This is a genomic window from Streptomyces sp. NPDC104371, from assembly GCF_055583785.1.
On sequence record NZ_JBVJNF010000002.1, the window covers coordinates 486,670 to 500,347 of the forward strand.

15 protein-coding genes are annotated in these 13,678 nt (G+C 71.4%); 6 read left to right on the forward strand and 9 right to left on the reverse strand.

Translation table 11 applies throughout. The annotated features are described in order from the left end of the window. Positions 1-22: 22 nt before the first annotated feature. The 8 genes from ACZ60T_RS08040 to ACZ60T_RS08075 form a co-directional block, all read right to left on the reverse strand. On the reverse strand, positions 23-1,408 hold the full coding sequence (locus tag ACZ60T_RS08040; protein ID WP_469665240.1) for a bifunctional albaflavenone monooxygenase/terpene synthase: 1,386 nt from the start codon (positions 1,406-1,408) through the stop codon (positions 23-25). Further along, positions 1,405-2,490, reverse strand: coding sequence for an epi-isozizaene synthase (cyc1, locus tag ACZ60T_RS08045; RefSeq protein ID WP_469665241.1), 1,086 nt, complete (start codon positions 2,488-2,490; stop codon positions 1,405-1,407). The genes ACZ60T_RS08040 and cyc1 overlap by 4 nt, the downstream gene beginning before the upstream one ends. 275 nt (positions 2,491-2,765) lie before the next feature. Beyond that, complete coding sequence (gene def, locus ACZ60T_RS08050) at positions 2,766-3,416, reverse strand: peptide deformylase (protein WP_365622130.1); 651 nt, start codon at positions 3,414-3,416, stop codon at positions 2,766-2,768. Between the two features lie 115 nt (positions 3,417-3,531). Next, positions 3,532-4,512, reverse strand: coding sequence for a tetratricopeptide repeat protein (locus ACZ60T_RS08055; protein ID WP_252422294.1), 981 nt, complete (start codon positions 4,510-4,512; stop codon positions 3,532-3,534). A 230-nt stretch (positions 4,513-4,742) separates the two neighbouring features. Continuing rightward, complete coding sequence (rsrA, locus tag ACZ60T_RS08060) at positions 4,743-5,045, reverse strand: mycothiol system anti-sigma-R factor (protein ID WP_365622127.1); 303 nt, start codon at positions 5,043-5,045, stop codon at positions 4,743-4,745. Next, complete coding sequence (gene sigR, locus ACZ60T_RS08065; RefSeq protein WP_252422290.1) at positions 5,042-5,725, reverse strand: RNA polymerase sigma factor SigR; 684 nt, start codon at positions 5,723-5,725, stop codon at positions 5,042-5,044. Before sigR ends, rsrA begins: the two co-directional genes overlap by 4 nt. A gap of 240 nt (positions 5,726-5,965) precedes the next feature. Then, positions 5,966-6,601: an alpha/beta hydrolase family protein gene (locus ACZ60T_RS08070; protein ID WP_469665554.1), complete on the reverse strand. Its 636-nt coding sequence runs from the start codon at positions 6,599-6,601 to the stop codon at positions 5,966-5,968. 43 nt (positions 6,602-6,644) lie between these two features. Continuing rightward, positions 6,645-7,469: an SOS response-associated peptidase gene (locus ACZ60T_RS08075; RefSeq protein ID WP_469665242.1), complete on the reverse strand. Its 825-nt coding sequence runs from the start codon at positions 7,467-7,469 to the stop codon at positions 6,645-6,647. 53 nt (positions 7,470-7,522) lie between these two features. Between ACZ60T_RS08075 and ACZ60T_RS08080 the strand changes: the two genes are divergently transcribed. The 4 genes from ACZ60T_RS08080 (at position 7,523) to ACZ60T_RS08095 (ending at position 11,306) form a co-directional block, all read left to right on the forward strand. After that, complete coding sequence (locus tag ACZ60T_RS08080) at positions 7,523-8,245, forward strand: M50 family metallopeptidase (protein WP_469665243.1); 723 nt, start codon at positions 7,523-7,525, stop codon at positions 8,243-8,245. A gap of 216 nt (positions 8,246-8,461) precedes the next feature. Continuing rightward, on the forward strand, positions 8,462-9,793 hold the full coding sequence (aroA, locus tag ACZ60T_RS08085; protein WP_365622114.1) for a 3-phosphoshikimate 1-carboxyvinyltransferase: 1,332 nt from the start codon (positions 8,462-8,464) through the stop codon (positions 9,791-9,793). A gap of 16 nt (positions 9,794-9,809) precedes the next feature. Beyond that, complete coding sequence (gene rsgA, locus ACZ60T_RS08090; protein WP_469665244.1) at positions 9,810-10,820, forward strand: ribosome small subunit-dependent GTPase A; 1,011 nt, start codon at positions 9,810-9,812, stop codon at positions 10,818-10,820. A 162-nt stretch (positions 10,821-10,982) separates the two neighbouring features. Beyond that, positions 10,983-11,306, forward strand: coding sequence for a DMT family transporter (locus tag ACZ60T_RS08095; RefSeq protein WP_365622108.1), 324 nt, complete (start codon positions 10,983-10,985; stop codon positions 11,304-11,306). Between the two features lie 13 nt (positions 11,307-11,319). Here the strand turns inward: ACZ60T_RS08095 and ACZ60T_RS08100 are convergent, their stop codons facing one another. After that, positions 11,320-11,931 carry a TetR family transcriptional regulator gene (locus ACZ60T_RS08100; protein ID WP_365622105.1) on the reverse strand — a complete coding sequence of 204 codons (612 nt, stop codon included), beginning with the start codon at positions 11,929-11,931 and terminating at the stop codon, positions 11,320-11,322. Between the two features lie 196 nt (positions 11,932-12,127). Here ACZ60T_RS08100 and hisN point away from each other — a divergent pair, with 196 nt between their 5' ends. Then, positions 12,128-12,943: a histidinol-phosphatase gene (hisN, locus tag ACZ60T_RS08105; RefSeq protein ID WP_365622102.1), complete on the forward strand. Its 816-nt coding sequence runs from the start codon at positions 12,128-12,130 to the stop codon at positions 12,941-12,943. 233 nt (positions 12,944-13,176) lie between these two features. After that, complete coding sequence (locus ACZ60T_RS08110; RefSeq protein ID WP_252422282.1) at positions 13,177-13,578, forward strand: CBS domain-containing protein; 402 nt, start codon at positions 13,177-13,179, stop codon at positions 13,576-13,578. Positions 13,579-13,678: the final 100 nt, after the last annotated feature.

Consider the following 13,678-nt stretch of genomic DNA (forward strand, 5'->3'; position numbering starts at 1 on the left):
GCGCCCCGGATCACTCAGCGGATCACTCACCGGGCAGGGCCCGCAGCCGCAGCCGCCGCGGGCGCAGCGTGATGCCGATACGGAACCGGTCGTCGGACCCGGGCGCCTGCTCGAAGCGGAAGGCGGACGCCACCACCGCGGTGACGAGCGTGAGTTCGGCCATCGAGAAGTGGTCGCCGGGGCACTTGCGGTTGCCCACGCCGAACGGGCTCATCGCGTACTTGGGGACGCCCTTGGCATGCTCCGGGAGCCAGCGGTCGGGGTCGAACTCCGTGGGCCGGTCGTAGGAGCGGGGATCGTGCTGGATCGCGTACGGGCTGTAGACGACGTCCGCCCCGGCCGGGATCCGGTAGCCGCCGAGTTCGGCGTCGGTCACCGCGCGGCGGGTCAATATCCATACGGCGGGACGCATCCGCATTGACTCCACGATGACATTCACAGTGTGCGTCAGCTTTCGGACATCGTCGAATGCGACCGGCCGGTCACCGACGACGGTCTTCACCTCGGCCCGGATGCGGTCCGTTTGCTCGGGGTGGTCGGTGAGGACCTGGAGGAGGGACATCACCATCGATCCCACCGTTTCACTTCCGGCGGTGACGATGGCGACGACCTGATCGTGAATCTCCTGTTCCCCAATGGGCGCGCCGTTCTCGTCCTTCGCCTCGAGCAAAGCGGCCAGCAAATCGTCCGGCTTATGGCCGGAAGCCCGGCGGGCGGCGATGATCTCGTCCACCAGGAGATGCAGATCGGCCAGGGCGCGGTCGAATTCGCGGTTGGCCGGAATGGGTAGGCGATACAGCGGTCCGAGCGGCAGCACCATGCGCTGGTACATGCTGCTGAAGAGCGTGGCGAGCGCGGCGCAGATCCGGTCGGAGCGTTCGTCCATGTAGCTGCCGCGCATCAGACAGCGGGCGACGACCCGGACGGCCACCCGGAACGACTCGGCGGTGACGTCGATGAGCGGGTCGGCTCGCCACCGCTCCACCAGCGCATACGCCTCCTCCTCCATGATCGGCCCATAGGCGGGGATGGCCTCCTTGCGGAAGGCGGGCTGGATCGCCCTGCGCTGGCGCCGGTGCAGCGGCCCGTTCGTGGTCGCCACCCCCTGCTTGCCGAGCAGCCCTTCCAGGGACTCCCACAGCGCGCCGCCGATCTGGTAGTCGGTGCTGAGCGCGAGGGCCCCGGTCAGTTCCGGGGTCGTGACGGCGTAGACCGTCTTCGGGCCGAGCCGGAGCCGTACGACGTCGCCGTGGTCTCGCAGTCCGCACAGCAGGCCCAGCGGGTCGCGGGCCAGCTTCCAGCCATGGCCGAGCAGCGGGAGGCCGCCACCGGCGAGCGGCGGGACACGCAAGGAAGTACCCCGCGCAGAGGCGGCGGCCGGGGCCCCGGCCGAGGATTCGAGGGTCATTTCTCACCTCCCGCTTCGTTGTCGACATAAGGGGGTGTCGAGCGGTCGTCCCAACTGTCGACCCGATAGCGGCCGGATTCATGATGGAACCAGTACACGGCGCTGAACCAGTTCCGCATGTTGGCGACGATCGTCTTCACCGCGAAGCTCAATTCCCGGCCCGCCGTACTTCCGTCCGCGAGCGTGTCGGCGAACCGTAACAATTCCCGTTCGGCGCCCAGGAATTCGGATATGCATTCCTCCACCCGGCGCCGTACGTCCTTGATGGCTTCTTCGATGGTCAACCCCTGATGATGGATAAGGCTGATCCCGAGATTGTGGACCTCGTCCCCCGCGATCTCCTTGGGGAGCGAGCACAGATCGTTGTACCAGGCGGCGAATTCCTGACTCAGCAACGCCGCCCGCCGGTATGCGGGGTGTTTCCGTACCGCGTCGGGCAGTTCGCACCCCGCGCTCGGCTCCAGCAGATCGGTCCAGATGTGGTGCGCGAAGGTGAGCCGCCGTAGTTCGAGGTAGTCCTCGACGGTCGGGACGACTCCCTGCGCGCGGTTGCGGAACTCCTCGTCGTACGCCTCGATCACGGCGTGGAAGTGCCGCTCGAAGCGCGCGTTCCACCGCGGGCCGAGGAACGCGTACAGCCGCAGCACACTGTCCGCGAACGCCGCGACCAGCGGATCCGGGTGGAGCAGGTGCTCCTTCGGAGCGCCCACCGCCCGGTGGAGTCGGAACCTGAGCCGTCGCCAGGCGGCCGGCCGGTGGTGCACGATGTCACGGTCGTGACGGTCGTCCCAGATGAAGAACCACGCGCTGTAGTCGGCTATCGCCTGGAGTACCTCCTCGGGCGCCCCGATGTAGTAGCCCGCCATGAGGTCGGTGTAGCAGAGCCCGTCGGCGTGCTCCGCGACCTTGTCCGCCGACATGAGCCGCTGACGCAGCAGCCAGGAGCGCGTGTTCTCCTGGAGGCGGGGCCAATACGGGTGCAGTTGCCGGGGAAACCCGGTTTCGATCACCGGCAGGGACAGTGCCGGTGGAACCGCGATCGCGGTCGTGGTCGATGATGTGCTGTGCGGGAAAGCTGGCACGGACAAACCCCTCTCAGCCGCCGATAACGCACGCCCCCTGCCGTGCCGGGCGCGCGCCGTTGCGCATCCCCGTGTCCTTTCCATTCAGCCCTACAACTGACCGACACGGGAATGGATTTGCCCATTCACTACCCCCGCGGTGCCAGGAATGCGCCTCTGCGACTGCTGAGAGATCAGTGAGGCGTACAAGGGTCGGGATGCCTCGCACATACGAGCGAAAGAACGGCGCCCGGCCGGGGAGGAATCCCGGCCGGGCGCCGTCATCGAAGGTTCGCTCAGTCGTTGGCCACCACGGGGTAGCGGGGCTCGTTCTCGGCCATCTGCCGCAGCGCGTCCTTGCGTTCACGCTTGGAGAGGCGGTCGATGTAGAGGTAGCCGTACAGGTGGTCCGTCTCGTGCTGGAGGCAGCGGGCGAAGTAGCCCGTGCCGCGCACCTTGATCGCGTTGCCCTTCTCGTCCTGCCCGGTGACCTCGGCGTAGTCGGGGCGGGCGAGCGGAGCGTACGCGGTCGGTACGGACAGGCAGCCCTCGTTGTTGTCGTCCAGGCGGCGCTTGTCCGCGGGCAGGTCGACCAGACGGGGGTTGCAGACGACGCCCACGTGCCGCCGGCCCTCGTCGTCCTGGCAGTCGTAGACGAAGACCTTCAGGTCGACGCCGATCTGGTTGGCGGCGAGGCCCACGCCCTCGGCGGTGCGCTGGCTGGTGAACATGTCCGCGACGAGCTGCTGAAGGTCGTCACCGAAGTCGGTGACGTCCCGGCACTCCTTGTGCAGCACGGGGTTGCCGACGACCGTGATCGGCCGCGACGTCCCGCGCTCACGCCAGGCCGTCTCGCGCTCCTCGCAGTCCTCCGTGTCGATGACGAAACCCTCGTCGTCCACGGGGAGCACGCCCGTGTGCTGCTGATCGGTGTCCTGCTGCGCCATGACCGACGTACGCCTTCCTGCGACCTCTGCGAATCCTGCGAGTACAGCCTACGGGGCGCGGGGCCGTCTCCTCCCCGCGATCCCGGAGGTGGTACGGGACCGGCGGGTCTTCCGCTCAGCAGACCTCTTCCAGGTCCCGCCAGTCCCGGGAGTCCGGGCTGTCGGCGACCCAGCCGTCGAGCAGCCCGCGCACCAGCGCGGCGGGCGCCGCGATACCGCACTCCCGCTCGGGCACCCACAGCCGCCCGGCCGTGCGGTGCCCCAGCGGTCCCGGATGTCCGGGCTCGCTGTGGTCGTGCGGGTCCAGATGCTCGCCGTCGCCCTCGTCGGAGGGCATCCGGGACTCGGAGCACATCCGGCACAGCAGCCGCACGGACGAGGACCAGTCCTCGGCGGCGAACCCGGCGTCAGCGGCGAGCTGCTCCAGCGCGTCCCGGTCGTCCTCGGTCGCGGCCTCCAGCAGCACGACCCAGGTGGGCACCGGCGAGGGCGCCCACAGCTCGATCTCGTCGAAGACGGGGTACGCGTGCCCCGTGGCCGTCGTGCGCTCGCCGTGCGGCACGCCGTCGTGCAGGACGACCTCGCCCCAGCGGCGCCCGGAGGACGGCAGCGGGATGGAGAGCACCTCGATACGGGCGGGGTCCAGCCTGCGCCCCCAGACGACCTCGGCCTCACCCTCCGGCGACAGCCGCACGGCCGCACTGCCCAGCGCCATCCCGGTCGGCTCCCCGGAGACGGTGGCTCCGCCCGGCACCTTCAGGCCGTACGCCTGCCAGGCGCGGCGGGCGAGCGGCCAGTCCTGCAAGGCGGTGGCGGCGATGCCCACGTTCCACCAGTCGGGCGCCCCCGCCTCCTTCTCCAGGAGGGCCACGGCACGCAGCCCGGCGGCGCGGGCCTGCTCCCAGTCATGGCGGAACTTGTGCAGCAGGGCGAGGTTGAACCAGGACTCCGACAGCCAGGGCTCCAGGTCCGCGGCGCGGGTCAGCAGCGCTCCCGCGTCCTCGTACCGGCCATCACCGATCAGGGTGAACGCGCGGTCGGTCGCCTGCCGCCAGGAGGCGGAGGGCCGGTGCCGTCCCTTCCCGAAGATCCTCACGATTCCCGCCTGCCAGTCCCTCGCGTGTCCCGCCTGCCGGTCCCTTGACGCGTGCGGGGCCGCGGGCCGATGTGCCCCCGAACACCCTCTCCTCGCATCCAACCACGGAGGGCCGGACGGGCGCTCATTACCCATCGGTTACCCCGCGCTCGCGCGGACATGACCGCTCCGCGCGACCGGTCGGAACGGGTCGCGCGCGGAACACCAAGGGGCTTGCCTCACGCGGGAGTTCAGGACTCCTGCGGGGTCACCGTCACATCGTGGTCGGGCACCGTCTCGCCCGAGCGGATCAGCTCGATCCGGCCCATGACCTTGGCCCGCAGATCGCTCGGCACGTCGTCATGGCCGCAGCACCGCTTGACCAGCTTCTTCACGGCCCGCTCCAGGCCGTACTTCTCCAGGCACGGCGAGCACTCGTCGAAGTGGTGCTCGATCTTGCTGCGATCGACATCCGGCATCTCGCTGTCGAGGAACTCGTAGAGATGATCCAGGACCTCACTGCAGTCCGTCTCGTGCGGCTCTCCGCAGCTCATGAGCCCGAGCCTTTCGCTTCGTTCGACTCCCCGGCGCCGGCCGGGACCAGTCCGCGCTCTCGGGCGTAGTCCTCGAGCATGCCGCGCAGTTGACGCCGACCTCGGTGCAGCCGGGACATCACCGTACCGATGGGTGTCCCCATGATGTCCGCGATCTCCTTGTACGCAAAGCCCTCGACGTCGGCGAGATAGACGGCGATGCGGAACTCCTCGGGGATCGCCTGCAGCGCTTCCTTCACGTCCGAGTCGGGCAGGTGGTCGAGCGCCTGCGACTCGGCGGAGCGCAGCCCGGTCGACATGTGCGACTCGGCACGCGCGAGCTGCCAGTCCTCGATCTCCTCGGCCGCGCTGCGCTGGGGTTCGCGCTGCTTCTTGCGGTACGAGTTGATGAACGTGTTCGTGAGGATCCGGTACAGCCAGGCCTTGAGGTTGGTGCCCTCACGGAACTGGTGGAAGGACGCGTACGCCTTCGCGTACGTCTCCTGCACCAGGTCCTCGGCGTCGGCCGGGTTGCGCGTCATGCGCAGCGCGGCCGAGTACATCTGGTCGAGGAATTCGAGCGCGTCCCGCTCGAAGCGCGCGCTGCGCGCGGCGGACGACTCCCTGCCCGTGCCCTGGCCCTCGGGCTGCCCCGGCCGGCCGTGCTCGGCCCCCGCGTCGGTCCCAGCGACCGGACCCACCTCCTCCAGCGACGTGGCAGGACCGAATGCGGTCCCACTGGAATCGGAGGATAGACGAACATCCTTACCCGCCGCCGCTCGAATCGGGGCGGCCTTGGCCGAGTGCAGCACCGTCCAGTCCAGGGCGGGAGGGCAGATGGTCGAACCCATGCGGCGAACTTCCTCTCGTACGGACGGCGCAGCGCGGAAGGTGCTGTCTGACCCCCACAACAGCGGCCCGCCCCGCAACATTCCCGGGCGTCACATCCGTGCCGCGACGAAGGCCACCACGGCGTCGGTGAGGATCGCGAGGGCCTGCTCCTGGGTGATGTCCGCGCGCTTCGGCACGGCGAAGCCGTGATCGCCGTACGGGACTTCGACCAGCTCGAACGGGCCGTCGGGGAACTCCTCCGGCTTCCCGAAGGGGTCCTTGCCGCCCTGGACGACGAGGGTGGGCACGCCGGTGCCGAGCAGTTCGTCGGCCCGGGACTTCTCGGGCCTGCCCGGCGGGTGCAGGGGGAAGGAGAGGGCGAGCACCGCGGCGGCACCGAGTCCGGTGGCCGTGCGGCAGGCGACCCGGGCCCCGGCGCTGCGCCCACCGGCGATCACGGGCAGCCCCGGCTTCTCCAGGGCGGGCCACAGCCCGCGCCACCCCGTGTCCAGCGTCTTCGGCGCCGGGGCCACCTTCTTGCCCGCCACCCGCCAGGGCTGTTCGACCAGCGCCACGCTCACGCCGTGCGCGGGCAGCACCTGCGCCAGCGCCCGCAGGTCCCGCGCCTCGATGCCGCCGCCCGCGCCGTGGCCGAGGGCGAGGACGAGTCGCGCGCGGGCGGCCCGGTGCCAGGTGAGGCGGGCCGTACCGGCCTCGGTCTCGATGTGCTCGATGCTCTCCGCCACCACCGCTGCGTCCGTCACGTCTGTCACGTCTGGGTCTGTCACGTCAGAAGAGTGTGCCCTCCTCGGGGCCGTCCAGCTCCTTCAGCAACTCCGGGCCGTTGTTGCGGACGTTGCTGACCGCGGTGGAGACCGGGTACGCGCGCATCCGTCCGGCGGGCGGAGGCGTGAGCAGCGCGCGCAGCTCGCCGGGGTCCGTACGGGCCGGGTCCAGCCAGGCGTCCCAGCGGTCCGGGGTGAGCATCAGGGGCATCCGGGGGTGGATCTCGGCCAGGGAGCGCGGGCCTTCGGCGGGGGCCGCGGCCAGCGGGGTCGTCTCCGCCTCCGTCGTGATCACCGAGCAGGTCGCCCACCAGGCCTGCGGATGGTCGTCCGGGAGCGTCCGGTCACGCCAGAACTCGTAGAGGCCGGCCATCGCGAAGACCGAGCCGTCGGCGGGCAGGACGAAGTACGGCTGCTTGCGCGGTCGCTTCTTCTTCCCCTCGACCTCCAGGTCGCGCTCCTGCTTCCCGGTGACCCACTCGTAGTAGCCGTCCGCGGGGACGATGCACCGGCGGGCGGCGAAGGGGCGGCGGAAGGACGGCTTCTCGTGGACCGTCTCCGCGCGGGCGTTGATCATCCGGGCGCCGCCCTCGGGCGTCTTGGCCCAGGACGGGACGAGTCCCCACTTCAGTCTGCGCAACTGGCGAACCGGACGCCGGTCCGCGGCGTCCTTCACAGGACGGTCCAGGACCACGTAGACCTCCTTGGTCGGAGCCACGTTGTAGTCGGGCGCCGGGGACTCGGTGCCCTCGGGGGGCACCCCCAGCTCGATCTCGAAGATCCCCGCGAGGTCCTCGGGCCTGCGACTCGCTGCATACCGTCCGCACATACGTGCCACACTGCCAGATCCGCCCCGCAAGATCCCGGGAGTCACCACCACCGATGGACAGCCTCGCCCTGACCTCGCTGCCCGGTCTCTGGGACCGGGTGCTCGCCAGCCAGCCCGCCCCGGAGCGGTGGGTCGTGTTCGCCACCCTGGTCGCCGCGCTCGCCGTGGTCGTGCCGCGCGGTGTGTGGCGGACCGCCCGCAACGCCATCACCATCGCGCACGAGGGCGGTCACGGACTGGTGGCGCTGCTCACCGGCCGTACCCTCACCGGCATCCGGCTGCACTCCGACACCAGCGGCCTGACCGTCAGCCGCGGCAAGCCGTACGGCCTCGGCATGATCCTCACGGCCGCCGCCGGGTACACCGCTCCCCCGCTCCTCGGCCTCGGCGGCGCGGCCCTGCTCGCCGCCGGGCACGTCACCCTGCTGCTGTGGCTGGCCACGGCGCTGCTCGTGGCGATGCTGCTGATGATCCGCAACGCGTACGGGGTGCTGACCGTCGTGGTCACCGGCGGCCTGTTCCTGGTGGTGTCCTGGCTGGCCGGGCCGCAGGTGCAGGGCGCGTTCGGCTACGCGGTGGTGTGGTTCCTGCTGGTCGGCGGCGTACGACCGGCCTTCGAGCTCCAGGCGAAGCGGCGGCGCGAAGGCGTCGGGGACTCGGACGCGGACCAGTTGTCCCAGCTCACGCAGGTACCGGCGGCCCTGTGGCTCTTCCTGTTCCACACGGTGTCGCTGTGCGCGCTGATGGGCGGCGGACGGTGGCTGCTGGAGACTTGACAGGCCAGGTCCGCCCACGGTTCTCGGCGCTGCCCTGGCACTAGGGTCTTTCGTTTGGGCCAGGCCGGATCAGGGAGCGGGCTCTGGTGCCGTGCATCGCAAGGCGGAGGAGGGCGGCAGGGCGGAGTCCTGCCAACCGACGACAACGCGGCGAGGTACGGCACCAGAGCCCGCGAGCCCGGCATGGTCCAAGCGAGAGGCCCTAAAGTGGGGCGCATGACCCTGAACGCCGCACCTACCGCCCTCTGGCCCGCCCCGCACGCGAGCGGAGCCGTCGACGCGACGGTCCACGTGCCGGGGTCCAAGTCGGTCACCAACCGCGCTCTCGTCCTCGCGGCCCTGGCCTCCGAGCCCGGCTGGCTGCGCCGCCCCCTGCGCTCCCGCGACACGCTGCTGATGGCCGCCGCGCTGCGCGCGATGGGCGTGGGCATCGAGGAGACGGTGTCCTCCAGCTCCGCCGGTCCGGACGGCTCCGGCGAGGCCTGGCGCGTGATCCCGGCCGCGCTGCGCGGCCCGGCCACGGTCGACGTCGGCAACGCGGGCACCGTGATGCGCTTCCTGCCCCCGGTGGCCGCGCTCGCCGACGGCCCGATCCGCTTCGACGGCGACGCCCGCTCCCACGAGCGCCCCCTGCACGGCGTGATCGACGCCCTGCGCGTCCTCGGCGCCCGGATCGACGACGACGGCCGCGGCGCGCTGCCGCTGACCGTGCACGGCACCGGCGCGCTGGACGGCGGCCCGGTGTCGGTCGACGCGTCCTCCTCCTCGCAGTTCGTGAGCGCCCTGCTGCTGTCCGCCCCGCGCTTCAACCAGGGCGTCGAGGTCCGCCACACGGGCTCGACCCTGCCCTCCCTGCCGCACATCCGGATGACGGTCGACATGCTGCGCGCGGCCGGCGCCCAGGTGGACACCCCGGAGTCGGGCGGCGAGCCCGACGTCTGGCGGGTCACGCCGGGCGCCCTGCTCGGCCGTGACCTCACGATCGAGCCCGACCTCTCCAACGCCCAGCCGTTCCTCGCCGCCGCCCTGGTGACCGGCGGCACGGTCGTGATCCCCGACTGGCCCGCGCACACCACCCAGCCCGGCGACCGGCTGCGCGAGATCTTCACCGAGATGGGCGGCTCCTGCGTCCTGACCGAGCGCGGCCTGGAGTTCACCGGTTCGGGTGCCCTCCACGGCATCGACGTGGACCTCGGCGAGGTCGGCGAGCTGACGCCCGGCATCGCGGCGGTCGCGGCCCTCGCGGACTCCCCCTCCACCCTGCGCGGCGTGGCCCATCTGCGGCTGCACGAGACGGACCGCCTGGCCGCGCTCACCAAGGAGATCAACGAACTGGGCGGCGACGTCACGGAGACCGCCGACGGCCTCCACATCCGCCCGCGCCCGCTGCACGGCGGCGTCTTCCACACGTACGACGACCACCGCATGGCCACCGCGGGCGCGGTCATCGGCCTCGCGGTCGAGGGCGTGGAGATCGAGAACGTGGCGACCACCGCCAAGACACTGCCGGACTTCCCCGAGCTGTGGACCGGGATGCTCGGGAACTGACGGGCGGACTGGAATCATGCGCCGCTACGGCAAGCACACCGACGAGGACGACATCCGGACCCGCCCCAACCGCAAGGGCAACCGGCCACGGACGAACATCCGGCCCAAGCACGAGGACGCGGCCGAGGGCATGGTCCTCACCGTCGACCGCGGCCGGCTGACCTGCCTCGTCGACGGACGGGCGGTCATGGCGATGAAGGCCCGCGAACTGGGCCGCAAGGCCGCGGTGGTCGGCGACCGCGTCGCCCTCGTGGGCGATCTGTCCGGCGCCAAGGACACCCTCGCCCGGATCGTCCGGATCGAGGAGCGCGCGTCCCTCCTGCGCCGCACCGCCGACGACGACGATCCCTACGAGCGCGTGGTCGTCGCCAACGCCGACCAGCTCGCCATCGTCACGGCCCTCGCCGACCCCGAGCCGCGCCCGCGGCTGATCGACCGCTGTCTGGTCGCGGCCTACGACGGCGGTCTGGAACCGCTGCTGGTCATGACCAAGTCGGACCTCGCCCCGCCCGACAAGCTCCTGGAGCTGTACGGCGACCTGGACATCCCGTACGTCGTCACCAGCCGCGAGGAGCTGGAGAGCGGCGACGCGGCGGACCGGGTGCGCGAGCATCTGGACGGCAAGATAACGGCGTTCGTCGGGCACTCCGGCGTGGGCAAGACGACGCTCGTCAACGCGCTGGTACCGGAGGACCGGCGGCGTACGACGGGCCATGTGAACGCGGTGACCGGCCGCGGCCGGCACACCACCACCTCGGCGCTCGCGCTGCCGCTCGGGCAGGCGGCGGGCTGGGTGGTCGACACCCCGGGCGTACGGTCCTTCGGGCTCGCGCACATCGACCCCTCGCGCGTGATCCACGCCTTCCCGGACCTGGAGTCCGGCACCGAGGGCTGTCCGCGGGCGTGCAGCCACGACGAGCAGGACTGCGCGCTGGACGCGTGGGTCACCGAGGGCCACGCGGACCCCGCGCGGCTGTACTCCCTGCGCCGTCTGCTGGCCACGCGCGAGCGGAAGGACGGGGACTGATCTCCGCGGTGTGACCGGCCTCCGGGGTGCGACCGGCCCGCACGGCGTGACGGAGACCGGCCTTCGGGTGTTTGGACATACGCACGGCGGGTGAATGCTTACTCGCACCGGCCGATCCGACCAGACGGAGCAGTCGACGTGGGGACGCGGGGAGGACGAAACATGGCGTGGCTGCTGGTCATCGTGGCCGGGCTGCTGGAGACCGGGTTCGCCGTCTGTCTCAAGCTCTCCCACGGCTTCACCCGGCTGTGGCCCACGGTCGCGTTCTGCGTCTTCGCGCTGGGCAGCTTCGGGCTGCTGACCCTCTCCCTGAAGAAGATCGACGTGGGCCCGGCGTACGCCGTGTGGACGGGCATCGGCGCCGCCGGGACGGCGATCTACGGCATGGTCTTCCTCGGCGACCTGGTCTCCACGCTGAAGATCATCTCGATCGGGCTGGTGATCGCGGGCGTGATCGGCCTGCAGCTCTCGGGCGCGGCGCGCTGACGGGTCACCCCGGTCACCGGAGCTGCCGCGGCAGCGCCTGGCGCACCAGCTCCGCCACCCCGCCCTCGCCCGGCGGAGCGGCGACGCACGACACCGACAGCCGGACGATCAGCTCGCACGCCCGCGCCAGCTCCGCGACCTCCGCCTTGCTCATCCCGGGCGCGGCGACCGCGGCGACGGCGCGGTCGCGCACCAGGGCCACGAGGTCCGCCGGGGACGGCAGCGGCCCGTCGGCCCGGCGCTGCGCGGGCGCCGCGGAGGTGATGGAGGGCACGGGCGCGAGCGAGGGCGCGGGCAGCCGTTCGCTCCAGCAGCCCGTGAGCATGGCGCGGACCAGGGCGTTGCCCCGGGCCGTCGCGGCCGTCCACTCGGCCGCCGCGGCCAGCCGTTCGCGGGCCTCCCGCGGAGTGGCGAGCGCGCGGTCCACACCGGCGAGATAGCCGTCGGCCTCGCGGCGCACCAGCGCGCGGGCGAGCCCTTCCTTGCTGCCGAACTCGTTGTACAGCGTCTGCCGGGAGACGGCGGCGACGGCGGCCACGTCCACCATGCGTACGGCGGACCACGGGCGGCGCGCGAGTTCCGTACAGGCGGCGTTCAGCAGGGATTCCCGTGCTCCGGGCATCATCGCCTCCCTCGGGAACGGCGGCTGTGTCGCACAGGTTTGACGCGCCTGTGGGCACTGTCAAGGGTTCTCGGCAGCGCCATGGGGCGCGTATCGGCCATCGCGCACCGCGCTCGCGCGACGGCCGCTGATCACTCGCGCGGCGGGAGCCCCCGGGCCGTGTGGCCCTTCCCGTCAGGAGCCGGATACCGTTCGTGTCATGCCCGACTATCTCGATGACCTGCGTCTCGCCCATGTGCTCGCGGACGCGGCCGACGCCGCGACCATGGCCCGGTTCAAGGCTCTCGATCTCAAGGTCGAGACCAAACCGGACATGACCCCGGTGAGCGAGGCCGACAAGGCCGCCGAGGAGCTGATCCGCGGCCAGTTGCAGCGGGCCCGGCCGCGCGACGCGGTCCTCGGGGAGGAGTACGGCATCGAGGGCACGGGGCCGCGCCGCTGGGTGATCGACCCCATCGACGGCACCAAGAACTACGTACGGGGCGTGCCCGTGTGGGCCACGCTGATCTCCCTGATGGAGGCGGGCGAGGGAGGCTACCGGCCCGTCGTCGGCGTCGTCTCCGCCCCCGCGCTGGGCCGCCGCTGGTGGGCCGCCGAGGGGCATGGCGCGTTCACCGGGCGCAGCCTGTCCTCGGCGTCCCGGCTGCGGGTCTCACAGGTCTCGAAGCTGTCGGACGCGTCGTTCGCGTACTCCTCCCTCTCCGGCTGGGAGGAGCAGGGTCGGCTCGACGGCTTCCTCGACCTCACGCGCGCGGTGTGGCGCACGCGCGGCTACGGCGACTTCTGGCCGTACATGATGGTCGCCGAGGGCTCGATCGACCTGTGCGCCGAGCCCGAGCTGTCCCTGTGGGACATGGCGGCGAACGCGATCGTCGTGACCGAGGCGGGCGGCACCTTCACGGGGCTCGACGGGCGCCCGGGTCCGCACAGCGGCAACGCCGCGGCCTCCAACGGCCTCCTGCACGACGTTCTGCTCGACCATCTGAACGGCCGTACCGACAACAGCCGGTACTGACCTCTGAACGGCCGGTTCCGATCCGTCGGCACCCGAGGCCAGGGGTGCTCCTGTGCCTCCCGAGCGCCCCTGAACTCACCACGCGCGCCCCCTTGTTGACCCCCGCTTTGCCTGGGACTCTGAGGTTCCCCCACTTGTGAACTTGTGAAGCACGGGGGAGGCATCTCCGGCGGGCACGTACCGGGTCCGTCCGGGACCGAGCCCGTGCGTCCTCAGGGAGGTGGCTCCGCCCCATGCTGGTCCGCGACGCCATGAGCACGGTGGTCCTCACCATCGGCCCCGCACACACCCTCCGCCAGGCAGCAACGCTGATGTCCGCCCGTCGGGTGGGCGCGGCCGTGGTCCTCGACCCGGACGCCGGCGGCCTCGGCATCCTCACCGAGCGCGACATCCTCAACTCCCTCGGGCTGGGCCAGAGCCCGGACACCGAGCGCGCCCATGCCCACACCACCACGGACGTCGTGTTCGCCGCGCCGTCCTGGACCCTCGAAGAGGCCGCCCGCGCCATGACCGACGGAGGGTTCCGTCATCTGATCGTCCTCGACCGCCATGAACCCGTCGGTGTCGTCTCGGTCCGCGACATCATCCGCTGCTGGACACCGGCCCGGCAGCCCGCGCGGGCCATGACCCGCTGAGGCCATGACCCGCTGAGCGCATGACCTGCCGAGAGCAGACGAACGGGCCGGAACCCCATGGGAGTTCCGGCCCGTCCCCTTCGACAAACGGTCCAGCCTG

What these genes read in the sequence shown, in the direction of transcription:
- def (WP_365622130.1), bottom strand. Translation starts at nt 3,416, where the DNA reads ATGGCGCAGCAGGACACCGATCAGCAGCACACGGGCGTGCTCCCCGTG.
- aroA (WP_365622114.1), top strand. Translation starts at nt 8,462, where the DNA reads ATGACCCTGAACGCCGCACCTACCGCCCTCTGGCCCGCCCCGCACGCG.
- ACZ60T_RS08075 (WP_469665242.1), bottom strand. Translation starts at nt 7,469, where the DNA reads ATGTGCGGACGGTATGCAGCGAGTCGCAGGCCCGAGGACCTCGCGGGG.
- rsgA (WP_469665244.1), top strand. Translation starts at nt 9,810, where the DNA reads ATGCGCCGCTACGGCAAGCACACCGACGAGGACGACATCCGGACCCGC.
- rsrA (WP_365622127.1), bottom strand. Translation starts at nt 5,045, where the DNA reads ATGAGCTGCGGAGAGCCGCACGAGACGGACTGCAGTGAGGTCCTGGAT.
- ACZ60T_RS08040 (WP_469665240.1), bottom strand. Translation starts at nt 1,408, where the DNA reads ATGACCCTCGAATCCTCGGCCGGGGCCCCGGCCGCCGCCTCTGCGCGG.
- ACZ60T_RS08110 (WP_252422282.1), top strand. Translation starts at nt 13,177, where the DNA reads ATGCTGGTCCGCGACGCCATGAGCACGGTGGTCCTCACCATCGGCCCC.
- ACZ60T_RS08080 (WP_469665243.1), top strand. Translation starts at nt 7,523, where the DNA reads ATGGACAGCCTCGCCCTGACCTCGCTGCCCGGTCTCTGGGACCGGGTG.
- ACZ60T_RS08095 (WP_365622108.1), top strand. Translation starts at nt 10,983, where the DNA reads ATGGCGTGGCTGCTGGTCATCGTGGCCGGGCTGCTGGAGACCGGGTTC.
- ACZ60T_RS08100 (WP_365622105.1), bottom strand. Translation starts at nt 11,931, where the DNA reads ATGATGCCCGGAGCACGGGAATCCCTGCTGAACGCCGCCTGTACGGAA.
- hisN (WP_365622102.1), top strand. Translation starts at nt 12,128, where the DNA reads ATGCCCGACTATCTCGATGACCTGCGTCTCGCCCATGTGCTCGCGGAC.